19 protein-coding genes and 5 pseudogenes are annotated in these 19,915 nt (G+C 67.2%); 14 read left to right on the forward strand and 10 right to left on the reverse strand.

Annotated elements, in window-relative coordinates:
• Positions 1 to 74: 74 nt before the first annotated feature.
• The 4 genes from egtD to egtA are packed head-to-tail and all read right to left on the reverse strand — an operon-like array spanning position 75 to position 4,520.
• Positions 75 to 1,037: an L-histidine N(alpha)-methyltransferase gene (gene egtD, locus RV986_RS46975; RefSeq protein ID WP_475923220.1), complete on the reverse strand. Its 963-nt coding sequence runs from the start codon at positions 1,035 to 1,037 to the stop codon at positions 75 to 77.
• The gene (gene egtC / locus RV986_RS46980) at positions 1,034 to 1,843 is read right to left on the reverse strand and encodes an ergothioneine biosynthesis protein EgtC (RefSeq protein ID WP_475923221.1); all 810 of its coding nucleotides are present in this window, start codon (positions 1,841 to 1,843) and stop codon (positions 1,034 to 1,036) included. Before egtC ends, egtD begins: the two co-directional genes overlap by 4 nt.
• Positions 1,843 to 3,165: an ergothioneine biosynthesis protein EgtB gene (gene egtB / locus RV986_RS46985; protein WP_475923222.1), complete on the reverse strand. Its 1,323-nt coding sequence runs from the start codon at positions 3,163 to 3,165 to the stop codon at positions 1,843 to 1,845. Before egtB ends, egtC begins: the two co-directional genes overlap by 1 nt.
• The gene (egtA, locus tag RV986_RS46990; protein WP_475923223.1) at positions 3,162 to 4,520 is read right to left on the reverse strand and encodes an ergothioneine biosynthesis glutamate--cysteine ligase EgtA; all 1,359 of its coding nucleotides are present in this window, start codon (positions 4,518 to 4,520) and stop codon (positions 3,162 to 3,164) included. Before egtA ends, egtB begins: the two co-directional genes overlap by 4 nt.
• A gap of 302 nt (positions 4,521 to 4,822) precedes the next feature.
• Between egtA and RV986_RS46995 the strand changes: the two genes are divergently transcribed.
• Positions 4,823 to 4,990 (forward strand): hypothetical protein, encoded by a 168-nt coding sequence (locus tag RV986_RS46995; RefSeq protein ID WP_475923224.1) that lies wholly within the window; start codon positions 4,823 to 4,825, stop codon positions 4,988 to 4,990.
• 35 nt (positions 4,991 to 5,025) lie between these two features.
• Positions 5,026 to 5,837 (forward strand): annotated as a pseudogene (locus RV986_RS47000) (integrase core domain-containing protein).
• 27 nt (positions 5,838 to 5,864) lie between these two features.
• On the opposite strand, the pseudogene RV986_RS47005 reads toward RV986_RS47000, so the two are convergent.
• Positions 5,865 to 6,017, reverse strand: a pseudogene (locus RV986_RS47005) (IS701 family transposase); the annotation flags it as partial.
• A gap of 121 nt (positions 6,018 to 6,138) precedes the next feature.
• On the opposite strand from RV986_RS47005, the gene RV986_RS47010 reads away from it, so the two are divergent.
• The 4 genes from RV986_RS47010 to RV986_RS47025 all read left to right on the forward strand — a co-directional run bounded on the left by RV986_RS47010 (position 6,139) and on the right by RV986_RS47025 (position 7,772).
• Positions 6,139 to 6,459, forward strand: coding sequence for a hypothetical protein (locus RV986_RS47010; protein ID WP_475923225.1), 321 nt, complete (start codon positions 6,139 to 6,141; stop codon positions 6,457 to 6,459).
• A gap of 109 nt (positions 6,460 to 6,568) precedes the next feature.
• Complete coding sequence (locus RV986_RS47015) at positions 6,569 to 6,889, forward strand: hypothetical protein (RefSeq protein WP_475923226.1); 321 nt, start codon at positions 6,569 to 6,571, stop codon at positions 6,887 to 6,889.
• 111 nt (positions 6,890 to 7,000) lie between these two features.
• Complete coding sequence (locus tag RV986_RS47020) at positions 7,001 to 7,432, forward strand: hypothetical protein (protein ID WP_475923227.1); 432 nt, start codon at positions 7,001 to 7,003, stop codon at positions 7,430 to 7,432.
• A gap of 16 nt (positions 7,433 to 7,448) precedes the next feature.
• Positions 7,449 to 7,772 (forward strand): hypothetical protein, encoded by a 324-nt coding sequence (locus RV986_RS47025; protein ID WP_475923228.1) that lies wholly within the window; start codon positions 7,449 to 7,451, stop codon positions 7,770 to 7,772.
• Between the two features lie 145 nt (positions 7,773 to 7,917).
• On the opposite strand, the pseudogene RV986_RS47030 reads toward RV986_RS47025, so the two are convergent.
• Positions 7,918 to 8,103: pseudogene (locus RV986_RS47030) on the reverse strand (tyrosine-type recombinase/integrase); the annotation flags it as partial.
• Positions 8,104 to 8,765: 662 nt separating this feature from the next.
• Here RV986_RS47030 and ltrA (RV986_RS47035) point away from each other — a divergent pair.
• The gene (ltrA, locus tag RV986_RS47035) at positions 8,766 to 10,151 is read left to right on the forward strand and encodes a group II intron reverse transcriptase/maturase (protein WP_475917391.1); all 1,386 of its coding nucleotides are present in this window, start codon (positions 8,766 to 8,768) and stop codon (positions 10,149 to 10,151) included.
• Here ltrA (RV986_RS47035) and RV986_RS47040 read toward each other — a convergent pair.
• From RV986_RS47040 to RV986_RS47050, 3 genes and pseudogenes are all read right to left on the reverse strand, one after another.
• Positions 10,093 to 11,328 carry a tyrosine-type recombinase/integrase gene (locus RV986_RS47040; protein ID WP_475923229.1) on the reverse strand — a complete coding sequence of 412 codons (1,236 nt, stop codon included), beginning with the start codon at positions 11,326 to 11,328 and terminating at the stop codon, positions 10,093 to 10,095. The two genes, ltrA (RV986_RS47035) and RV986_RS47040, sit on opposite strands and share 59 nt — an antisense overlap.
• A complete protein-coding gene (locus tag RV986_RS47045) occupies positions 11,328 to 11,516 on the reverse strand; it encodes a helix-turn-helix domain-containing protein (RefSeq protein WP_365434528.1) in 189 nt (62 codons plus the stop codon). The genes RV986_RS47040 and RV986_RS47045 overlap by 1 nt, the downstream gene beginning before the upstream one ends.
• Positions 11,513 to 13,265 (reverse strand): annotated as a pseudogene (locus RV986_RS47050) (replication initiator). The gene RV986_RS47045 and the pseudogene RV986_RS47050 overlap by 4 nt, the downstream one beginning before the upstream one ends.
• Positions 13,266 to 13,627: 362 nt before the next feature.
• Here RV986_RS47050 and RV986_RS47055 point away from each other — a divergent pair.
• Positions 13,628 to 13,993 carry a GntR family transcriptional regulator gene (locus tag RV986_RS47055; protein WP_475923230.1) on the forward strand — a complete coding sequence of 122 codons (366 nt, stop codon included), beginning with the start codon at positions 13,628 to 13,630 and terminating at the stop codon, positions 13,991 to 13,993.
• 320 nt (positions 13,994 to 14,313) lie between these two features.
• Here the strand turns inward: RV986_RS47055 and ltrA (RV986_RS47060) are convergent, their stop codons facing one another.
• Positions 14,314 to 16,080, reverse strand: a complete 1,767-nt coding sequence (ltrA, locus tag RV986_RS47060; RefSeq protein WP_475917395.1) for a group II intron reverse transcriptase/maturase — start codon at positions 16,078 to 16,080, stop codon at positions 14,314 to 14,316.
• A 1,007-nt stretch (positions 16,081 to 17,087) separates the two neighbouring features.
• Here ltrA (RV986_RS47060) and RV986_RS47065 point away from each other — a divergent pair.
• The 6 genes and pseudogenes from RV986_RS47065 (at position 17,088) to RV986_RS47090 (ending at position 19,891) form a co-directional block, all read left to right on the forward strand.
• Positions 17,088 to 17,471 (forward strand): type II toxin-antitoxin system RelE/ParE family toxin, encoded by a 384-nt coding sequence (locus RV986_RS47065; protein WP_019886780.1) that lies wholly within the window; start codon positions 17,088 to 17,090, stop codon positions 17,469 to 17,471.
• Positions 17,468 to 17,806 (forward strand): helix-turn-helix domain-containing protein, encoded by a 339-nt coding sequence (locus RV986_RS47070; RefSeq protein WP_103815984.1) that lies wholly within the window; start codon positions 17,468 to 17,470, stop codon positions 17,804 to 17,806. Before RV986_RS47065 ends, RV986_RS47070 begins: the two co-directional genes overlap by 4 nt.
• A gap of 35 nt (positions 17,807 to 17,841) precedes the next feature.
• Positions 17,842 to 18,057 (forward strand): annotated as a pseudogene (locus RV986_RS47075) (helix-turn-helix domain-containing protein); the annotation flags it as partial.
• Between the two features lie 556 nt (positions 18,058 to 18,613).
• Complete coding sequence (locus RV986_RS47080) at positions 18,614 to 18,967, forward strand: hypothetical protein (protein WP_475923231.1); 354 nt, start codon at positions 18,614 to 18,616, stop codon at positions 18,965 to 18,967.
• A gap of 254 nt (positions 18,968 to 19,221) precedes the next feature.
• Positions 19,222 to 19,494, forward strand: coding sequence for an HNH endonuclease (locus RV986_RS47085; protein WP_475923232.1), 273 nt, complete (start codon positions 19,222 to 19,224; stop codon positions 19,492 to 19,494).
• Positions 19,385 to 19,891 carry a DUF4265 domain-containing protein gene (locus RV986_RS47090; protein WP_475923233.1) on the forward strand — a complete coding sequence of 169 codons (507 nt, stop codon included), beginning with the start codon at positions 19,385 to 19,387 and terminating at the stop codon, positions 19,889 to 19,891. The genes RV986_RS47085 and RV986_RS47090 overlap by 110 nt, the downstream gene beginning before the upstream one ends.
• Positions 19,892 to 19,915: the final 24 nt, after the last annotated feature.

Here is a 19,915-nt window from a genome sequence, read left to right on the forward strand (position 1 = left end):
GACCCGATCACGGTGACAACAAGCCTCGGTATGTGACAACCATCGTCAGTAGTCACAGCCGTCGCGGATCACTCTCAGCGGACCACGCTCAGCGACAGCGCGAAACGTCCTTCCCGGTCGGTCCACCAATGGGCCAGGTCGAGCCCCGCGACGTCCAGTTCGCGGCGTACCCCCTCCTCGCGGAACTTCGCCGAGATCTCGGTGCGCAGTTCCTCGCCCGCCGCGAAGTCGACCGCCAGGTCGAGCGCGGGGATCTTCACGGTCTGCTCGGTCTGTGACCGCAGCCGCATCTCGATCCACTCGTGCTCGGCGTCCCAGAGGGCCACATGGGTGAAGGCGTCCGGTTCGAAATCGGCGCCGAGCTCGCGGTTGACGACGGTGAGGACGTTCTTGTTGAACGCGGCCGTCACCCCGGCCGCGTCGTCGTACGCGGCGACGAGCACCGACTCGTCCTTGACGAGGTCCGTGCCCAGCAACAGGGTGTCGCCGGGGGAGAGCAGCGCCCGTACGGACGCCAGGAACGTGGCGCGTTCGGCGGGCAGCAGATTGCCGATGGTGCCGCCGAGGAACGCCACCAGCCGTGGCCCGGGCGTTCCCGGGAGCGCGAGGCCGCCCGTGAAGTCGGCGATCAGCGCATGCACGCCGAGCCCCGGGCGCTCGGCGATCAGCGCCTGTCCGGCCTGGGTGAGGGCGCTCTCGCTGACGTCGACCGGAACGTACGTGTGCAGCCCCGGCAGTGCGTCGAGCAGATGACGGGTCTTCTCGGACGAGCCGGACCCCAGCTCGACGAGGGTGCGGGCACCGGTCGTCGCGGCGATCTCGGGGGCCCGGGCGATCAGGATCTCGCGCTCCGCCCGGGTGGGGTAGTACTCGGGCAGCTCGGTGATCCGGTCGAAGAGTTCGCTTCCGTGCGCGTCGTAGAACCACTTCGGCGGCAGCGTCTTGGGCGTGTGGGTGAGGCCGTGCAGGACGTCGACGCGCAGCGCGGCGTCCGTGGCGTCCTCGGGCAGGGTGCGGGTGAGAAGGAACGGGCTCACGTGCTGGGCTCCTTGGTGCGGGCGGATGCCATGGAGGCGTGCGCGCCTTCCGGTACGTGCGGGTCCTTGAGCGGGGTGAGCAGGACGTCGGTGCGGCTCGCCGCGAGCAGCGTGCGGTCCGGCACCTCCTGCCAGTGCGGGTCGTCGTCGTACGGTTCGGACGCCACGACGGTGCGGCGGCCGGGCTCGGCGAGGTACCAGAGGGTGTCGCCCCAGGTCGTCGCCGTGATCGTCTCGCCGTTGGTGAGCAGCAGGTTCAGCCGGGACCCGGGGGCCGCCTCGGCGACCTCCAGGACGGTGTCGGCCAGCGCCTGGCCCTCGTTGTCACCGGAGCGCAGCCGGTGCAGCAGCAGCGCCCAGACGAGCGCCGAGTCGCAGCGGGCCTCCAGGGACAGCAACTCGGCCGGGGGCAGGCCCGGCACCAGCGGGGCGAGGGAGCCCGGCCAGCCCCGTACGGCGCCGTTGTGGCTGAACAGCCAGCGGTCCGCGGCGAACGGTGCCGCCGCGGCCTCCCCGTCCGCTCCCGCCACGGTGGCGTCCCGTACGGCGCCGAGCAGCGCCGTGCTCCTGACGACCCGGGCCAGGTCCGCGAACGACTGGTCGCCCCAGATCGGCCCGGAGCGCCGGTACCGGGCGGGCACCGGGTCCCCCTCCGCGTACCAACCCACCCCGAAACCATCGGCGTTGACCGTCCCGTGCCGCTGCCGCCGTGGCGCCCACGACTGCCGGAACAGACTGTGCGGCGGTTCCACGAGGAGCCGTCCGAGCGGCTCCGCGGGCCCCAGGTAGGCCAGATGACGGCACATCAGGCGTTCCCGTCGCGGGCCGTACGGAACCCGGAGAAGATCTGCCGCCGGATCGGGTAGTCCCAGTTGCGGAACGTCCCCCGGCAGGCCACCTGGTCCACGGCGAACGAGCCACCGCGCAGCACCTTGTACTCCGGACCGAAGAACACCTCCGAGTACTCCTTGTACGGGAACGCCGCGAACCCGGGATAGGGCTGCAGGTCGCTCGACGTCCACTCCCACACATCACCGATCAACTGCCGTACGCCGAGCGGTGATTCCCCCGCCGGATAGCTGCCCGCCGGGGCCGGGCGCAGATGGCGCTGACCGAGGTTGGCGTGCTCGGGGGCGGGGTCGGCGTCGCCCCACGGGTAGCGCGTGGAACGGTCGGACACCGGGTCGTGGCGGGCGGCCTTCTCCCACTCGGCCTCCGTGGGCAGCCGGCGTCCGGCCCAGCGGGCGTACGCGTCGGCCTCGTACCAGCTGACGTGCAGCACGGGCTCGTCGGGCGGCACGACCTCGGTGACACCGAAGCGGCGCCGCAGCCACTGCCCGCCCTCGCGGCGCCAGAACAGCGGCGCCTCGATGCCGTGCGTGCGGATGTGGTCCCAGCCCTCCGGGGTCCACCAGCGTTCGGTGTCGTAGCCGCCGTCCTCGACGAAGGCCCGGTACGCGGCGTTCGTCACCGGAGTGGTGTCGATGAAGAAGGGCGCTACCTCGCGCCGGTGCGCGGGGCGTTCGTTGTCCAGCGCCCACGGCTCGGTGGACGTGCCCATCGTGAACGGGCCGCCGGGGACCAGGACTTCGGCGGGGCCCGTGAACGGCGGCGCGGGAGCGGGATCCGGCGCCGTGAGGGCCGTGGGTCCCCTGCGGAGCTGATGGGTGATCAGCATCGTCTCGTCGTGCTGCTGTTCGTGCTGCGCGATCATCCCGAACGCGAAGCCCGCCTCGGTCAGCGGCGTACCCCGGAACGCCGTGCTCTCCAGGACGTCCAGCGCCCGCCCGCGCACCTCGGCCGCGTACTGGCGTGCCTCGGCGGGCGGCAGCAGCGGCAGCGAGGGGCGCTCGGCGCGAGGGTGCTCGAAGGCGTCGTACAACCCGTCTATCTCGGGCCGCATCGCCTCCCGCCCGGCGACCGCGCGCAGCAGCCACAGCTCCTCCTGGTTGCCGATGTGGGCCAGGTCCCAGACCAGCGGAGACATCAACGGCGAGTGCTGTGCGGTCAGTTCGGGTTCCTCCACGCAGGAGGTGAGGAGCGCGGTGCGGTCACGGGCCGTGGTGAGCGCGTCGAGCGCGCGCTCCCGGAGCGACTCCGGGTCCGTGGGTGATGCGGGGGCGGTCATGTGCGGTTGTCCTTCCCGTGGAACCGACCGTTGGACCGGCCCTGGGACGGGCCGTCGGAACGGTCGTGGTACTGACCGTGGAATTGACCGTGATACCGGCTGTGGAACCGGCTGAGCAGATCGTCGGCGGGGCAGCGGCCGCGGGCCACATAGCGATCCGTGAACTCCGCGACGGCCTCCTGCACCTCGGCGGTGGCGCCCATCCGGGGCAGCGCCTCCGCGGCGGCCGCGAAACAGGTGACGGCGGCCTCGCGCAGCTCGGGATCGGTCAGGCCGTACCGCGCGGCGGACACCCACAGCGGATTGCACGGAGCCGCCCGTGAATCCGCCCGTTCCGCGAGGGGCTTGACCGTCCGGTAGGCGATCTCCGCGGCCTCCGGGTCGTCGAACAGTGCCGCCGTCACCGCAAGCGGCACGATCCACCCGTCCTCGCCCGGCTGGGCGTCGATCATGCGCAGTTCCAGATGGCCGCGCGGGCGGACCGGCGGGAACAGCGTCGTCAGGTGGTAGTCGAGATCCGCCCGGTCCGGCGGTGTGTCGGACCGGGTCCAGGCCCGGAAGGTCAGGCCCTCCGGTACGTCCCAGGGGCCCTCCGGCGCCCGGACGCACATCACCGGCGCGTCCAGGACGCGCCGGGCCCAGGCGGCGCGCGGATCGCCGCCCAGCGGGGGCGCTGCGGACCGTCCCGGGTCCATCGCCGTCCACAGGGACTGCCGCGTGGAGCGCCAGCCCGTGTACCGTCCCTCGGCCACCGGCGAGTGCGCGAACGCGGCCACCAGGACCGCGCCCAGCTGGTGCGCCAGCCACCAGCGGCGCCCGTGCCCGAGCGGGCCCGGCTCCTCGTACCCGGCGTCCAGGCACACCTGGACGGAGGCGGAGGAGCACATCATGGCCCGTCCCTCGGGGCCGGCCCGGTCGAGGTACTGCTCCATGGCGTCGTAGCGCGGCTCATGGAGGTAGCGGCTCGGGGGGTTCCAGGGGTCGTGGCCGTACCCGCTGAGGTCGAGATCCGCCTCGCGCAGTACCGCGCGTACCGCGTCGAGGTCGGCCGACACGGACCCGATGCACTCCATCAGGGAGGCGGCGGGAAGGGAGCTGAGCTCCAGCTGACCGCCGGGTTCGACGGTGAGCGCCGAACGCAGGGGCAGGGTCCGCAGTGCGGCGTAGGCCGCTTCGAGTCGTTCTGGTGCTACCGGGAGCTGCGGCTGCCGCAGCTCGTGGACGAGCCATTCCACTTCCACACCGAGGGTACGGGGCGGTCCGGTCTTGAAGCAGATGCCCCTGACCAGCGCCTCCACCTCGGCCTCGGTGACGGCGGAGCGGCGCTCCGCACAGTCACTCACCGAATCGGACATGTCGGGATCCTCCTGAGATTCCACCATGCCGCCGGCCCGACGTCTGTGGTGCCGGACCGGCATCGCTCGTCCCACCCAAGACCTTCTCGGCGGTTCGCACAAGGGTGCAAATCGTCGCTCGCGGTGTCATGGGGCACTGTTTGCAGGGCCGCGAAGCACTGTTTACGGCGCCGCGAAATTCCGTTGCGCCGTACGACCAGCATCGCTCACGATGCGTTCATGGGCACGACGGGGGAAACGACGGGGGACATGACGGGGGAGATCGCGCAGGGCGTGCTCGCGGCGCGTACGGGGGTCGCGCCGTGAGCACGCGCCTGCGTGCGATCGCACAGCGGACGGAGGGGATCGTCGCGGCGGGTGCGTACCGCACGTCCGATGGACGCACGGTGTCGATCGCCGTGGCGGTCGAGGCCGCGCGGACGGGAACGCGGATGTGCGGGCCGGAGCCGGTTGAACCGTTCCGGGTTTGATCGAGGCTCGATCTTTTGGAAGGATCGAGTCCGTTATGGCGAAGCAATACCCCAAGGAGCTCAAGGAGCGGGCCGTGCGTCTGGTCCTGGAGACTCGTGATCAGTACAAGACCGAGTCCGCGGCGATCCGCTCGATCGGAGCGAAACTCGACATCGGGCCGGAGTCCCTGCGGAACTGGGTGCGTCAGGCCGAAGTCGACGCCGGTGCCCGGACCGGTACCACGACCGGGGAATCCGCCCAGCTCAAGTCCCTCAGGAAAGAAGTCGCCGAGCTGAAGCGGGCGAACGAGATCTTGAAGGCTGCGGCGAGTTTCTTCGCGGCCGAGCTCGACCGGCCACACACACGCTCGTAGCGTTCATCGACGAGCACCGCGACCGCTTCGGCGGAGTCGAGCCGATCTGCAGGACGCTCACCGAGCACGACTGCAGCATCCACCCGTCCACCTTTTACGCACACAAGAAGCGCATGCCGTCGGCCCGCTCACTGCGGGACGCGGAACTGGCACCGCTCATCACCAAGATCTACCGCGACAACTACAGCGTCCACGGAGCCCGCAAGATCTGGGCCGAACTGAAACGGCAAGGACATCAGGTGGCCCGGTGCACCGTCGGCGACGCCCTCGACAACGCACTGATGGAATCGACGATCGGCCTGTACAAGACCGAGCTCATCAAGCCTCAGCGGCCATGGAAGGCCCTCAGCGACGTCGAGTTGGCCACGGCGGAGTGGGCCGACTGGTACAACCACCGCCGACTCCACGGTGAGATAGGCCACGTCCCGCCAGCCGAATACGAAGCCGTCTATTACCAACAGCAGCCAAATCTGCAGGCCACAGCCACAATCTAGAGTCTCTACCGAATCCGGAACGGTTCAGTTCTTTCGCGGCAGGTCCGACAGCAAGCCGAGCACGAACGCCCGCGCCCGCCGCCGTGGTTCCACCCGGACGAACCGTCCCGCGATACGGCCCATCAGGACCTCGAACGTCTCCTGCCACCGGGCAGGATCTATGCTGTGACCTGCGGCCACCGTCTGATCTTCTGTCTTCACACACCGATGATCACCGGTGGCCGCACCCGTTCCCGGACCGGCCCCGACCAGCAGGATCACGGTCAGGGCCGAAGCACCAGCTCTGGAGTTGAGTCGGCCGATGGACATGTCCTCCCGAGAGATCCGCATACCCCTCAACGAGGCCGTCGCAGTCCTGCAGGACCTGAACGAGTTCGTGGTTTCCCTCGACCAACTCGGATCCCGCATGGCATTCGGAACCGCCGACGAGCACACCATCGCCAAGTTCATCGTCGACTGGGATGTCGCCCGGCGCTTGTCCCGAGCCCGACACGTCATCAGTGTCGCGCTGGACGAGCAACTGAGCGAGGAAGACAACGCCGAGATCGACGCCCTGTGTGATCAGGGCCGCTTCTACGGCAGGGACAGCACCATCAGCCCCTCCACTGACCACTCCAGCTGAGACAGCGAGCACATCGGACCGAACCAATTGAGATGGGGATCAGTTCGGCCCGAGACCTGGTACCGGGCCAGCAAGATCACGATCTACAGCTGGAGTACTAGTGTGGCGTATGGACATGCTGAATGGACTGGCTAGTGACGATCTAACTCGGTCGACTCAGGCACTCCTCTCCCTCACGTATCATGATCCAGATCGTTTTTGGCTGGAAGATCTATTGCTTCGCGAGGTAGATGAAGCGAATGATCCGGCCTTGCGAGCATTGGCGGTTACTTGCATGGGTCATCTTGGGCGGATGCGCGGAGAGGTTAGTAACCGAATCATTGAATTTCTGGAGGGGCATCTCGGCGATGCGGTTTTGGGCGGCATTGCCGAGGACGCGCTAGGCGATATTAGGGACTTTGCAATAGTGGTCGACCCGCCAACAGCGTAGGATCGAAATCGGTTCCGGGACGCCACCTACCACCGCTGGACCGATGCCCACTACCTCACCTCGGGCACAAAGCTCCGTCAGCCGGACGGTACGACGGTCGTCATCCGCGGGGTGCGCAACTTCCACCAGCGCAGCACCACGTACGACCTCACCGTCGGTACCCTCCACACGTACTATGTGCTGGCGGGCGAGACCCCTGTCCTCGTTCACAACAGCAACTGCGGCATTCGCCCGCATGACAAAGCCCGTGGCGCTGCCGGTGTCGATGAAATGACGGAGACGTTTGAGAAGTTCTACAACAAGTCTGATATCTATAGCGAGAGCTACGGGAATGGACTTGATTTGTGGACCCCTTACGGTAGGCGTCAAGTGGATATCGCAGTCAGGAACCCGGACGGAAACCTTCACATTTATGAGGTGAAGGTGAATAAATCGAATTACACCAGGGGTCAGCGCAGGAAGGACGAATGGCTAGCGAAGACGTACGGGTTTGAAACCTCGGTCGTCCGGCGCGGTACAGTGTGTCCAATCTGCAACCCCTAACCTGAGAGGATGGCCAGTGAGTAGCGACTTCAGCTTCTGGAAGCGCGGTGTTGGGGATCCTGAGGAAATCTTCGACAACCTTGCCGAGGGTGACACCAGCGACCTTGTCGTGAGCCCTGACGTATTGCGGTTCCGGGAGGAGTTGCTGACTAGATGGCCAGATGTGGACGACGTTCTTGAGCCGTCTCGGTTCGACCTGGAAGAGGAACCGGATGATGCGGGCAAGTACGTCCTCCTGACCCTTTCCGTCCGCCAACTGGATTATCTCCCTGAGATTCTTGACATGGCGAAGAGGAACGGCCTCGTCGGATTTAGCGGAGTGGCGGGCGAGCCGATTTAGGGCTTCCGATTCGCTGCGCATCCAAGCGCAAAGATGCGGCCCCTGTAGGTGTCACCTACAGGGGCCGTTTTGCGGCTTGACGGCAGTAGATGACGGCAACGGCGGCGGACGCCACCTGGCGTCCGCCGCCGTTGCCGTACGTGTGTCAGGGGCGGTCGAGGGCGTGGCCGAGGATGTCGATAGCGTCGCGTTGGAGGCGGAGCCGGACGTGCGCGTAGACGGTGGCGGTGACGCCGATGTGGGCGTGGCCGAGAAGTTCCTTGATCACCACCAGCTCAACCCCCTGCTCCAGGAGCAAGGTGGCGGTCGAGTGCCGGAGGTCGTGGGTGCGCCGTGAGGCGCAGTGGTTCGAGTGGGGGTGAGAGGCCTTCGCCGCTGATCCCGTCGCAGCGGGACGGTGGAGCTGGGGGCAGCCTGAGCCGGGTGGTGCCGGGGAGGGTGGGAGCAGCCCTGACAACGCCGGGACGTGCCAGTACTGCCAGATGGTGCGGGTCCGGCTAGCGGGACGGAGAGGAGTACGCGAGGAACCGGCGTGTGACACCCCCTTGATGCGGCACCGGCTCGAACCTGGTGGATCTGGGCCGGGGGCGGCGCGCACCCGTCGAGCGTGTGGGCGGGGAACTCCTGAGGCGGTGGGCATGAGCTGCCAGGGAGGCTGCGAGGAAGGACTGCGGCGTACTCGCAGCGATGCCGCAGGGGCATAGTCGGGCTCCTACTTCGACGAGCGAATCACTGTGAACACGGGAACCGTTCCGGGTCTGCCCTCAGCCCGCGTATCCAGCGCGGGGGGTTGGGGCTGGGCTCACCGACCGCCGATCGGCCTGGGACGGGGCGGAGCCGCCGTAGTACTCCGAGCCGGGGAAAGCCCGCGCGCATGGGGAAGGGCGGCAGCGGTTTCGAGAAGGACTGGAGACTGTAATGCCGGAAGATGCACTGCTGAACGGCGGCGCTCTGCGTCCGGGACCTGGCGGGTCGTGGACGTGGGTATCGGGGATGCAGACCAAGCTTCACCGTTGGGCGGCGGCCGATCCGGGCCGCCGGTTCGATGACTTGTTCAACTTCGTGTACGACCCGGCCACGTTGATCATGGCGTTCGTCCGGGTCGCGGGCAATCAGGGGGCCAACACTCCCGGCGTCGACGGCCTGACGGCCGTTGAGGTCGAGGAGGAGATCGGGGTCCCCGGTTTCCTGGATGATCTGCGGGCCGCCCTCAAGGACGGCTCGTTCCGGCCGCTGCCGGTGCGGGAACGAAAGATCCCCAAGCCGGGTGGGTCGGGAAAGGTCCGCAAGCTGGGCATTCCCACGCTTGCCGACCGGGTCGTCCAAGCAGCGCTGAAACTGGTGCTGGAACCCATCTTTGAGGCCGACTTCGTGCCGGTCTCTTACGGATTCCGGCCCCGGCGCAGGCCGCACGACGCGATCGCCGAGATCCACCACTTCGGCACCCGGGGCTACCGGTGGGTGCTGGACGCGGACATCGAGGCGGCCTTCGACAACCTTTCGCACTCCTTCGTCATGGACCGAGTGCGGACACGCGTCAAGGACAAGCGCGTGCTGGCCCTGGTCAAGGCGTTCCTCAAGGCCGGTGTGCTCACCGAACTCGGTGAGCAGCGCAACACCCATACCGGCACACCCCAGGGCGGCATCCTGTCGCCGTTGATCTTTAACATCGCGCTGTCCGCGCTCGACGAGCACGTGATGGCGCCGTGGAAGGACGGCGGGACGATGTCCACCCGGGGAAAGCGAACCTACCGGCACTCCCGTGGCCGGCCGACGTGGCGGATCATCCGTTATGCCGACGACTTCGTGATCTTGGTGCATGGTTCGCGTGAGGACACCGAAGCGCTGCGCGAAGACGTCGCCCGTGTGCTGGCCACCATGGGGCTGCGGCTGTCACCAGCCAAAACCCAGGTGGTCCACATGAGTGACGGGTTCAGCTTCCTCGGCTTCCGTATCCGGTGGAAACGCAAGAGGGGGACGAACAAGTGGTACGTCTACACCTTCATCGATGCCCGGCCCGTCCGGACGTTGAAGGCGAAGATCCGTGCCCTGACGCACAAGACATCGCAGTGGGACCTCGCATCGACCCTGACCCGGCTGGGCCAGATCATGCGAGGCTGGGCCAACTACTTCAAACATGCCGTGGCGAAACGGACCTTCAGCAAACTGGACGACTTCACGTTCTGGAGACTCGCCCACCTGCTGAGAGCCCGCCACGGCTGGAGCTGGGGACAACTCCGCCGCCATCTGACCGCCGCCACCGGGCGCTGGCGGATCGCAGCGGACGGGATTGAGTTCTTCCGGATCGAGAAGGTGGCGGTCACCCGCTACACCTACCGGGGCAACAAGATCCCAACCCCTTGGCCTGCCACTGCCTGACGGCTGACACCGTGGAGAGCCCGTTACCGAGAGATCGGTACGGCGGGTTCGGCGAGCGGTCCGGGGAAACGGACCGGGAGCAATCCCGGCACCGCGCCCCGGGCCGACTCAACAAACGGATGCGGCGGAGGCCAGCCTTGCGGAGGAGCATGGTGAAGGTGCGCGTGAGGTTGGTCGGGTCGATCGCACGGCCCTGCGGCGTGGTGAACACGTACCCGTTCTGACGCCACTCGGTGCCTGCTGCCTCACGCTCGCGCTGCTGCTGTTCGTGGTGCTGCTTCAGCGAATGGAGGCAGCGAGGCGGGAGAGCAACGCGGCGCTCGGAGGCCCGGGTCTTGGTGGGCAACGTGGTGAGTCCGCCGGTGCTGGTGCGCTGCAAAGTTCGGCGGATGGCAGCGGTGCCGGTGTCGAGGTTGAGGTCTTCCCAGTGCAGGCCGAGGAGTTCGCCCTTGCGGAGGCCGGTGTGGAGCGCGAGTTCGAACAGGGCATGCAGCCGGTGACCGTGCGTGGCGCTGAGGAGCTGGCGGGCTTCGTCGGCGGTGAGGGGTTCGAAGCGGCGGGGTCGGGGTGTGCCGGTGCGGACGTTGCGGGCGACGTTGCGCGGGATCTCTTCCTCCCGGACGGCGTGCTCCAGAGCGGACTTGAGCACGGAGTGCACGTAGGCCAGGGCCAGCGGCGAGAGTCGCCTGGAGCAGCACTCTCCGGCAGCGCAGCAGCGGGGCTCATCGCGGGCGGTGTCGAGGCCGCGTACGCAGCACTGGCAGGTGGTGCGGAGCTGGTTGAGCCAGGTGCGGACATCCTTGGCGGTGAGCTTGCTGAGCTTCTTCTTGCCCAGGCCGGGGACGAGGTACCGGTTGACGCAGGCGGCGTAGCGGGTGTGGGTGTTCTCGCGGAGGTGGTGGATGGCGACGTTCTCCAGCCAGTACGTCAGGTACGCGGCCAGGCTGCCCTGTGCGGACGGCATGGGGAGGCCGCGGTTGCTGGCGGCGATCTTCTCGGTGAGTTTGGCCAGCGCGTCTTTGCGCGTGGTGCCGTAGACGCGGATGCGCTTGCGGGTGTTGCCGGGGGCGAGGACGTATCCGGCGGCTTCCCAGCGGCTGTCTTTGCGCTGGTAGACGGTTCCGTCGCCGTTGGCGCGGACGCGGCGGGAGGCGGGGGTGTCGCGGGGCGTGGTCATCAGGCGGCTTCCTGTTCGAGGCGGGTGTGGATGAAGTCGGTGAGGGCGTGGGTGGGGATGCGGCGGGCGCGGCCGAGGGTGAGGGAGGCGAGTTGCCGGGTGCGGATGAGGTCGTAGACGGCGGTGCGGCCGAGTTGGAGGCGTTCCATGACCTGGGGGACGGTGAGGAGTTCCGTGCCGGCGGTCACGCGATGGCCCCAGGTCGGACAGGACTGGTCAGGCGATCAGTGGAGTGACCGACTGGGTGACCGGTGCGGTCGCCGGAGCGCTTCGAGCGTCGGGTTCGGGTCGGTTGTTCGGGTCGGGTTTGCCGTGTTGCGGTCAGGAGGTTGGCGAGGTGTTCGAGTTCGGGTAGGAGGCCGGTTCCGGTGTACTGCCAGTGGGAGATGACCAGCGTGGTGTCCGAGTCCACGTGCTGACCGGCGATGTTGCGGTGACCGAGACGGTGACCGGCGGCCAGGTCAGTGGAGTGTCCGGCGCGGTCACCGACCGGCCTGCCGCCTGTCTGACCGACCTGCGTTTCAGCCGGTGCCGGTGCCGGTGCCGGTGCCGGTGCTGGGGCTGGGGTCTGGGTGTCGAGTTGGCTGGTTCGCCAGGCGGTGCGTTCGGCTCGGAGGTGGGCGAGGGTGGTGGAGTAGTGGCGGGTGCGGGTGGAGAAGTGGCCTCGGAAGCCGAGCATGTGGGCCCATTGCCGCAGGCGGAGGTGGGTGTGCTGGCGGTGGGTGGCGAGGTGCCAGGCGGTGTGGATCATGCGGCGGGCGTGGTCGGTGATGTCGTAGCCGGCGAGTTCGGCGAGGAAGCGGAGGCGGCGGTCGAGGGTGCCGGTGGTGGTCTCGGCGCCCTTGGTGGCGTACTTGGCGATGTAGGCGGCGACGTGCCGGTCGGTGACCGGGCCGTCTCCAGTGAAGTCCGTGCTGCGGATCGCGCGGACGTCGATCTGTCGCCCGAAGCGGAACACCAACCGGCCCGCCCGATTTGAGTCTTGGGGCTGGGACGCGGGGATGTCCCCGGCGGGCTGCGGTCGCTTCGTCGGTTCGCCCCCGTGGTGGACGCGGGTGCGTGTGGCGGCGGCGCGGACGGCGTGGTCGAGGAGCTGGACGGTGGCCCAGGCGGGCGGGGTGTTGCCGGGGCCGGCAGGTCCGTCGAGGCGGATGACGGCGTGGAAGTGGACCTGGCCGCGTTTTTGGTACTCGGCGACCTTGGCGTACGAGAGGGTGGAGTGATGGCGCAGCGCGCGCTGCGTGAGCCCGGCGGCCTTGGCGATCTCGCGGCGTAGGTGGGTGGTGAAGCGGGCCCACAGCGCCGGGGCGTGCGCGTTCCACAGCACCGCGCTGGTGTAGTCGTAGTGCTCGGGGTCGAGCGGGGTGCCGAGGAGCGGGTCGTCGTCGGGGGTGGACCTGGCCGCAGTGGCAGCGGCCGGTGTCGGGCTGGTTGTGGACGGGCCCGAAGCCGGGCGCGGTGAGCGTGGCGAACACGCGCGGGTGCACGGCGACGCTGGTAGGGACGGTCTTGCCACCGCGCATTCCGGCGGCGATGAGTTGGTAGGTGTCGTAGCGGTAGACGCTGGAGCAGGCCGGGCAGCGGGTGGCACGGCGGTTGCCGCAGCGGACCAGCAGTTCGCCCGCCGGCAGCCGGCCGGAGTCGAAGTGGTCGAGGATCGCACCGGTAACGGCGTCCAGGCGCGTACGGTGCCCGGTCAGGCGGATCGGGTGCGCGCAGCCGCCGAGTCCGGATATCTGTCGTGCGAGGGCTGCGAGTTGGCCGGTGGCGGCGAGCTTCGCCAGCTTGGCGGTGAGCCTGGCGCGACGCTCCAGCGCCCGCCCTGTCGCCGCAGAGGCGGTGACGTCCGCCGGGTAGGTCGGCGTCGTGAACGCCGACGACGGACGCGAGGCGGTCGGAACGGTCGCGGGATACGAGAGTTGAAGCTGTGCGGGCATGCGGAAAGCGGCCTTTCGGCGGGAGCGCGGAAGCGGTACGGCGCGGGGTGACGTGGGCAGGCCGAAGTGATCGGCTCACAGAGGAACGGGGCGCCTCGGAGTTGGGCGCGGGGCCGGACCAGTAAGGGCTGGTCGGCGGGGCGCGGTGTTGATCACCAGCGGGTGCGTGACGTTAACATCGGCCCACTGGCGCATTCAAGTGCATCCCTCCTCATTCCTTTCTGTGGGCGGCGGGACGCGGGTAGTGTGGGGCCGGTTTCCCGGTTTGGACGGGCCGGAAATAGCTGATAGACGGCATGGAAGGCGGCGGGGTGGCGGGCGTAAAGGCGACGCGGCGCGGGCGCAGGCCGGCGGGTGGCGGGGTGCAGCTGACGTTCGAGGTCATCGCCGAGACCCTGCGGGAGCAGATTCGCTCCGGCGGGCTGCGGCCGGGTGACGCGTTGCCGACGCAGGCCTTGCTGATGCGGGAGTTCGGGGCCTCCAGCCTGACCGTGCAGAAGGCCATGACCCTGCTCAAGCAGGAGGGGTGGGCGGTCTCCCGTCCCGGCAAGGGCGCCTTCGTAGCTCACTACGACCACACCAAGGACGAAGGCCCGGGGGAGGCGAGCGCTCCTGCGGGCAGGACCACGGCCCGCGTTGAGGCGTTGGAGCAGGCGCTGGCCGAGGCCGTCGAGCAGCTCGCCGAACTCCGCGCCCGTGTCGAGTCCCTGGAGACCAGCGACCGCTGACCCCCTTGCCGGATGAGGGCGGAGGGCGGAGGGCGTGCGTTCAGATTTTCTCTACGAGGTTCAAGGCGGGCCCCGCCCGCATTGGCTGACCGCCGTCGCCGACAAGCCCGCTGTTCGCTCGGGAGGTCAGCCGCCCCGGCAAGGGAACGGTCCAGGACTGCGAGAGCGGCAACCGGCCAGATTGCCGGGATGACCGGAACCGGGCTCCTGGCGGGTCGGGTAGCCGGAGCGCATTGCTGCGCCCCGGCCCCCTCAGAACCGGACGTGCGACTTTCATCGCATCCGGCTCAAGCAAGCCCCGAGGGCATCACCCGAACGGGCTACCTCTGAGTCCGCTTGCTGTCACCCGCATGATGCTGGCGGTGGCACTCGGTGTGTACCAGGCGAAGGTTGGTTCGTTGGTCCGTGCCGCCGTCTCGGCGGTAAACGAAGTGATGCTTGTTGAGCATCTTCTTCGACGCCGCGAACCATTCAATCCACTCCCGTGGGCTGTCCGGTTCGTATTCGGCTCCGCTGATCAACGCCTGTCGGCAGAGCGGGCATACGCCCTTCTGCCGGGCCGCCAGGTACAAGCTGGTCTTGTCCATCGGCGGAGGCGTTTTCAGGCGGCGACGGGCCTGCCAGTACCCCGCAAGGGACGGATCGTCCGGCGATGCGGCCCCCTTCACCGGGATGTATCTGGCGTGGCGGACCCAGGCGTACTTGGAGAGATAGGCACCCGTATGCCGGTCACCGAAAACCCACTTATCCTGCCGGGCCTTGTTGAACCTGCCGAAATAGTGGTTCTTGATCCACAGCCCCGAGCGGTTCTCGTGGCCGCGCTTCGCCCACTTGTAGAGGAGCTTGAACATGTAGTAGTCCATCGAGTTGAACGCTCGATTACAGGCCACGCCCCGGTAGTAGGCGGTCCATCCCCGAACGATCGGGACGAACTTGGCCAGCACGGCGAGGGAGTTGGCGCCGCGCAAGCGCAGCATTTCCTCCCGGAGCCGTCTCCGGAGCTTTTTGCAAGCCTCTCTACTCGGCCTGATGGACAGGCTTTCGCCGTGCCGCTGCACGGTGAATCCCAGAAAGTCGAACCCCTCGTCGAGGTGTACGACCCGAGTCTTCGCCTCGTTGAAGCAGAGACCTCTGGGAGCAAGCCAGTCCGTCAGTTCCTTCTTGACCCGGTATGCCTCTTCCTCGGTGTGGCACAGGACCACGAAGTCGTCGGCGTATCGGATCAATACGGGTACTCCGGAGGCGGTGCAGCCCTTTCGGGCCTTGTTCCGCTCGTATCGGAATCCCGCTGCCTGCTCCATCCCGTGGAGCGCGATGTTCAGCAGCAAGGGGCTGATGACACCGCCCTGTGGAGTTCCCTCCACGGTCGGTGCCCATCGCCCGTTCTCCATCACGCCGGCCCGCAGCCATCCGCGGATCAGGTCCCTGGCGGGGAACTGCCCGATCATGGCGTTCAGGTGGTCGTGACTGATTCGGTCGAAGGCCCCTTCCAGGTCGGCATCCAGCGCCCAGCGGCGCTTGGCCAGCTTTCCTCGGGCCGAGGCCCGGATGGCCGCGATGGCGTCCTGACAGCTGCGACCAGGGCGGAACCCGTAGGATCTCGCCTCGAATCGCGCCTCCCACTCGGGCTCCAGCGCGTTCTTCACGCGGGCCTGGAGCACCCGGTCACCGATGACCGGGATGCCGAGCGGGCGCTGCTTCCCGTTGGCTTTGGGGATGTACACACGCTTCACCGGCAGGGCTCTCCAGGGGCGTGCCGACCGATGGGTCTCGGTCGCCAACCGTGCCCTCGCCTCAGGGGTGAGGGCACGTTTCCCGTCGATTCCGGCCGTTTTTCGTCCACTGCTCTGCTGGGTTACCCGCTTCACGCTGACGAGCGTGTTGCTGTGGCTTCGCAGCATGAGCTTCTGCAAGTTACGGACCCTTTTGTGGTCCCCTTCCCGCGATGCCTTGAAGATCCGCTGCCTCAGCCGCCGTACGTTCTCCCCGCATGTGGCCCAGTCGATGCCGTGCCAGTCGAGTTTCCCGTCCTCTGGTCCGTTCACCTCGGGCGCAAGGGCAGTTGCTCCTGCCACTGTGGTGCTCATCCACGCCTCCGGCATCCAACTTGTCCTTCGGTTCCGGCGTCCTTGCGTTGGGGCTTCAAAGGCTCACCTGACCCACGTCGGCGCCCTTTCGGGCCGGGTCACCAGTACCCGTATCCGGCGGGTTATGCCCAGAGGCGCGTGAAGTCGGCCGCTCCTCGGTTTTCCCCTGGCCTTTCGGCCTACCGGCGTTCGCTTCTTGGGTCATCCTGTTCCAGCTGGGGACTTGGGCCTTCCTTGCGGTCGGCTTACCGGTCGATTCCGGACCCCAACAGGGTTTCCGTGTTCCACACGCTGAAGTTGCGGCTGGGGTGGGCGCCCCCTCTGTCCCGTGGCCGACGGTGTCCCACAACCGGCGTTGCTTGCGCCGGATGCCGTCTGCGCCTCGCAGCGCGGGCCACTCCCTGCCGAATGCAAACCATCTGCAGGGTCGATATGACGAGACATTTACCAGGGGTTCACGCGAGTTCGCCCGTCCAGCCTTCCCCTCACCTGTGGCATCTCGATGGCCGAGTTGCCCTTGGGCTTGAACGCTCAGCTTCACACCCTGCCGTTTCCAGCAACGCATGTGAGCGCGGGGACAGATTTGAGACACTAATCCGGAGGATTTGTCGTGCCTGAACCTCTTCACGAGACGGACCTCACTTCAGAACGTGCGGCCTCACGTCGCACAGCAAGTTGTCGCCGACGACCGTCCTGCGGCCGGATCGCAGGCACATGGCCGACCAGGGGCCGACTCCTCCCGCCCCGGCCCCGCGCCGCCAGACTGGGCGACGCACCAGCCCGGCCGTACGCTGCCTCTCCCGCTCTGGCCCGATCCTGCCGAAAGAAGCCGACCCTGCGCCGCCTCGGCAGGCTGCCGCTGGTTTGCGGGCGGCGCCGTGGCATCAGGGCGAAGGGGGGGAGTACCGGGGGCGTGCGACGCTGGAGCGGCTGCGGTCGCGGCGACGGCACACGACCTGAAGTACGAAGTCGCGCTCTCGCACCCCATGCCATATATCATCGGCGCTATGGACAGTGGGCGGTACTCGATCGAGATCGAGCCGGAGGTGCGGCTGTGGCTGGAGAACATTCCCGCCCATCACTACAAGCAGGCCGAACGCGTCGCCGACCTGCTCGCCGAGCAGCCCACCACGCTCGACGAACCGCACTCCCGCCATCTGGGCGGCAAGCTCCGCGAGCTGCGCTTCCGCCTGGGCGATGCCCATCAGCGGATCACCTACTGGCTGGCACCCGGCCGACGTGTCGTGCTGCTCACCGTGTTCCGCAAGACCAAGATGCGCGAGCAGGCCGAAGTGGACCGTGCCCACGCCGCACAGCGATTGTGCGAGGCAGAGCATGAAGCCGCCGCCGAGCACGACCTCTACAGCCGCAACCTCAAGGAGAACCGATGAACCACAGCGAATGGAGGACCCGTCGCCACCGCCAGCTGCTGGGCGAACACCTGGACGCTGACCCCGAGTACGACCGGGTCTACGAAGAGGCCGGCCTGGCCATGACGTTGGGCAAGGCCGTCTACGACCGGCGTAAGCAGCTGGGCCTGAGCGAGGCCGATCTCGCCGAGCGCATGCACGTCGACGTCGATGACATCGAAGGCATCGAGACGGCCACCGAGCTGCCGCCCATCGCGGTCATCATGCGCCTGGCCCGCGCACTGGACCTCACGGTGGACGTGCACCTCGCCGGCGGAGACGAGCCCACCGTCACCATCGTCGCCCCAGCGGCCTGAGGCGGGGAGGAACCATGCAGGACCCGCCTTCCGCGCTCGCCCGTGAGCTCGGGCAACTCGTCCACGACCGGCGCATCGAGCTCGGGCTGTCCCAGGCCGAGCTGGCCGAGCGGTGCGGGATGAAGCAGCCGCAGATCTCCCGCTTCGAAGGCGGCGGGACCGTGCCCACGCTTCCCCTCCTGCGCCGCCTGGCTCAGGCTCTCGGCGCCGACCTGACCATCAGCCTCACCCCGCACGACAAAGCCGCTTGACACGCATTCGGAATTCCTGGAATTCCCCAGGCGGTGTAGACCGCTGACGGCAGTAGTGACGGCAACACCAGCTGACTCCAGCGCACGAGCACGAACATCCGGCGACTGTCAAATCGCCCGCTGACCAGCAAACTTGCAGGTAGGAGCGGCCTGGCCTGCACACGTACTATGTGCTGGCTGGTGCCACTCCGGTCCTCGTTCACAATTGCGGTGGTGGGACGACCGTCTATCGTCGCGTCCCAGAGGGGCACCCTGGTTTCGATGCGGCGGTGGATGGTGTGGCCGTCCCCCGTGGAGGAAATGCTTCGGCGGAGTCACACCATCTTGGTGACACCGATAGTCCATTCACCAGTTGGTCAACAAGTGAGGCAGCGGCACGTCGGGCAGCAACTAAGGGGCCGACTGGCGTTGGTGTAGTGATAAAGTCGAAAGTTCCTGCCGGGCGGCCGCATGTTCACAGCAATGACGAGCCTTGGGTAGAATTCAGAGGCGAGTTCGAGGTGCAAATCGAGGGAACGATGACAGGGAATGCATATGCGGCGTGGAGGGGAATGCCGTGAAGCAGGTAACAGTTGGGAACATCGCGGAGCTGCTATCTGCGTTCCGGCCTGCGGCTCTCGTGGAGGACGTCGATCGGTTGGTTGCCGCGCTGGCCTCCGAGTCTGACTGCGTCGTCGAAGTCACCTTCCCGCCAGCCAAGGAGGTGCTTGATGTCTATAGGTACAGATATGACTCGATCGACGAAGTTCGGGATTCGCGAATCGGATGGGATCTCTTCTTTCCTGCCCTCGAAGATTCGGATGGCCGGGTAGGCTTGCTGTCTGTGAGAGCTGGCGAGCTGGGTGCGATCGTTCTTGTTGACGAAACTGTGGAGCTCGTATTGGCGGCTTTGATTAGGCGGTCAGTATGACCCATGGTCCGGCCAGAATTGCCTGACAGTGAAATTCGGCGAGATTTGAGGCACTCTATCGCTATGTAAGGAATTAGCGCTCCAATTCTTGCTTTAGGGCACGTTGCAGCCCCCTCCCGCTTGCCTCGGAGGGGGCTTCAACATGCCCTTGACGGCAGTAGCTGACGGCAACGTCAGTGGACGGGTGCTGTACAAAGTGGCGGTTCGTCGCCGTTGTCGGGTCGGGTGGCGGGCTGGGTGGGGTCGCGGAGGGTGTGGCCGAGGAGGTCGATGGCGTCGCGCTGGAGACGGAGTCGGACGTCCTGAAGTGTGATTACTGTGGGCAGGATGTGACACGTCGCCCCTCGACGAGCGGCGTTCCCGGTCGGCCGGACGATGCTCAGATTGATCACGTTGAGCCTCGTGCGAGTGGCGGGCATGGTGGCGAACACAACGGCGCCGGGGCCTGTCGGCGATGCAATAGGGATAAGTCCACGAAGCCTCTGGAGGATTGGGGCGATGAGCTCAGAGAATTCCTCGAACCCTAGTGGTGGCGATTCGGCGACAGAGAGTAAGCCTGAGAGGCTGTACAAGGTGGCCTTCGACCTCCCTGACGAGACTGCCGATTGGGCCCATGCCTCTGCAGAGAGGCTCTGGACTGGGAAGACCTCCGCAAAGATGGAGGTCCAGGTTCGGAACACTCCCTTCTACGTGAAGGGGATCGCCTTTGGGGGCATTGTGCGGGTCAGAGCTGATCGCGAGCGCAGAGAGTTCGTGTTCGAGGAGTTTATGTCGGAGTCCGGGCATTCAACGGTCCGCATCATCATCAAGAATGACGACGCCGGGGATATGGTTGATGCCATGCTCCGCAGCCTTGAGTGTTCCTGGGAGATTGATACGACGGGGTACTTGTGGGCAATCGACGTGCCGCCGCACGTTGATTAAGCATCCATGAGAGTTACTCTCCTT

The organism is Streptomyces sp. RLA012 (assembly GCF_056270325.1).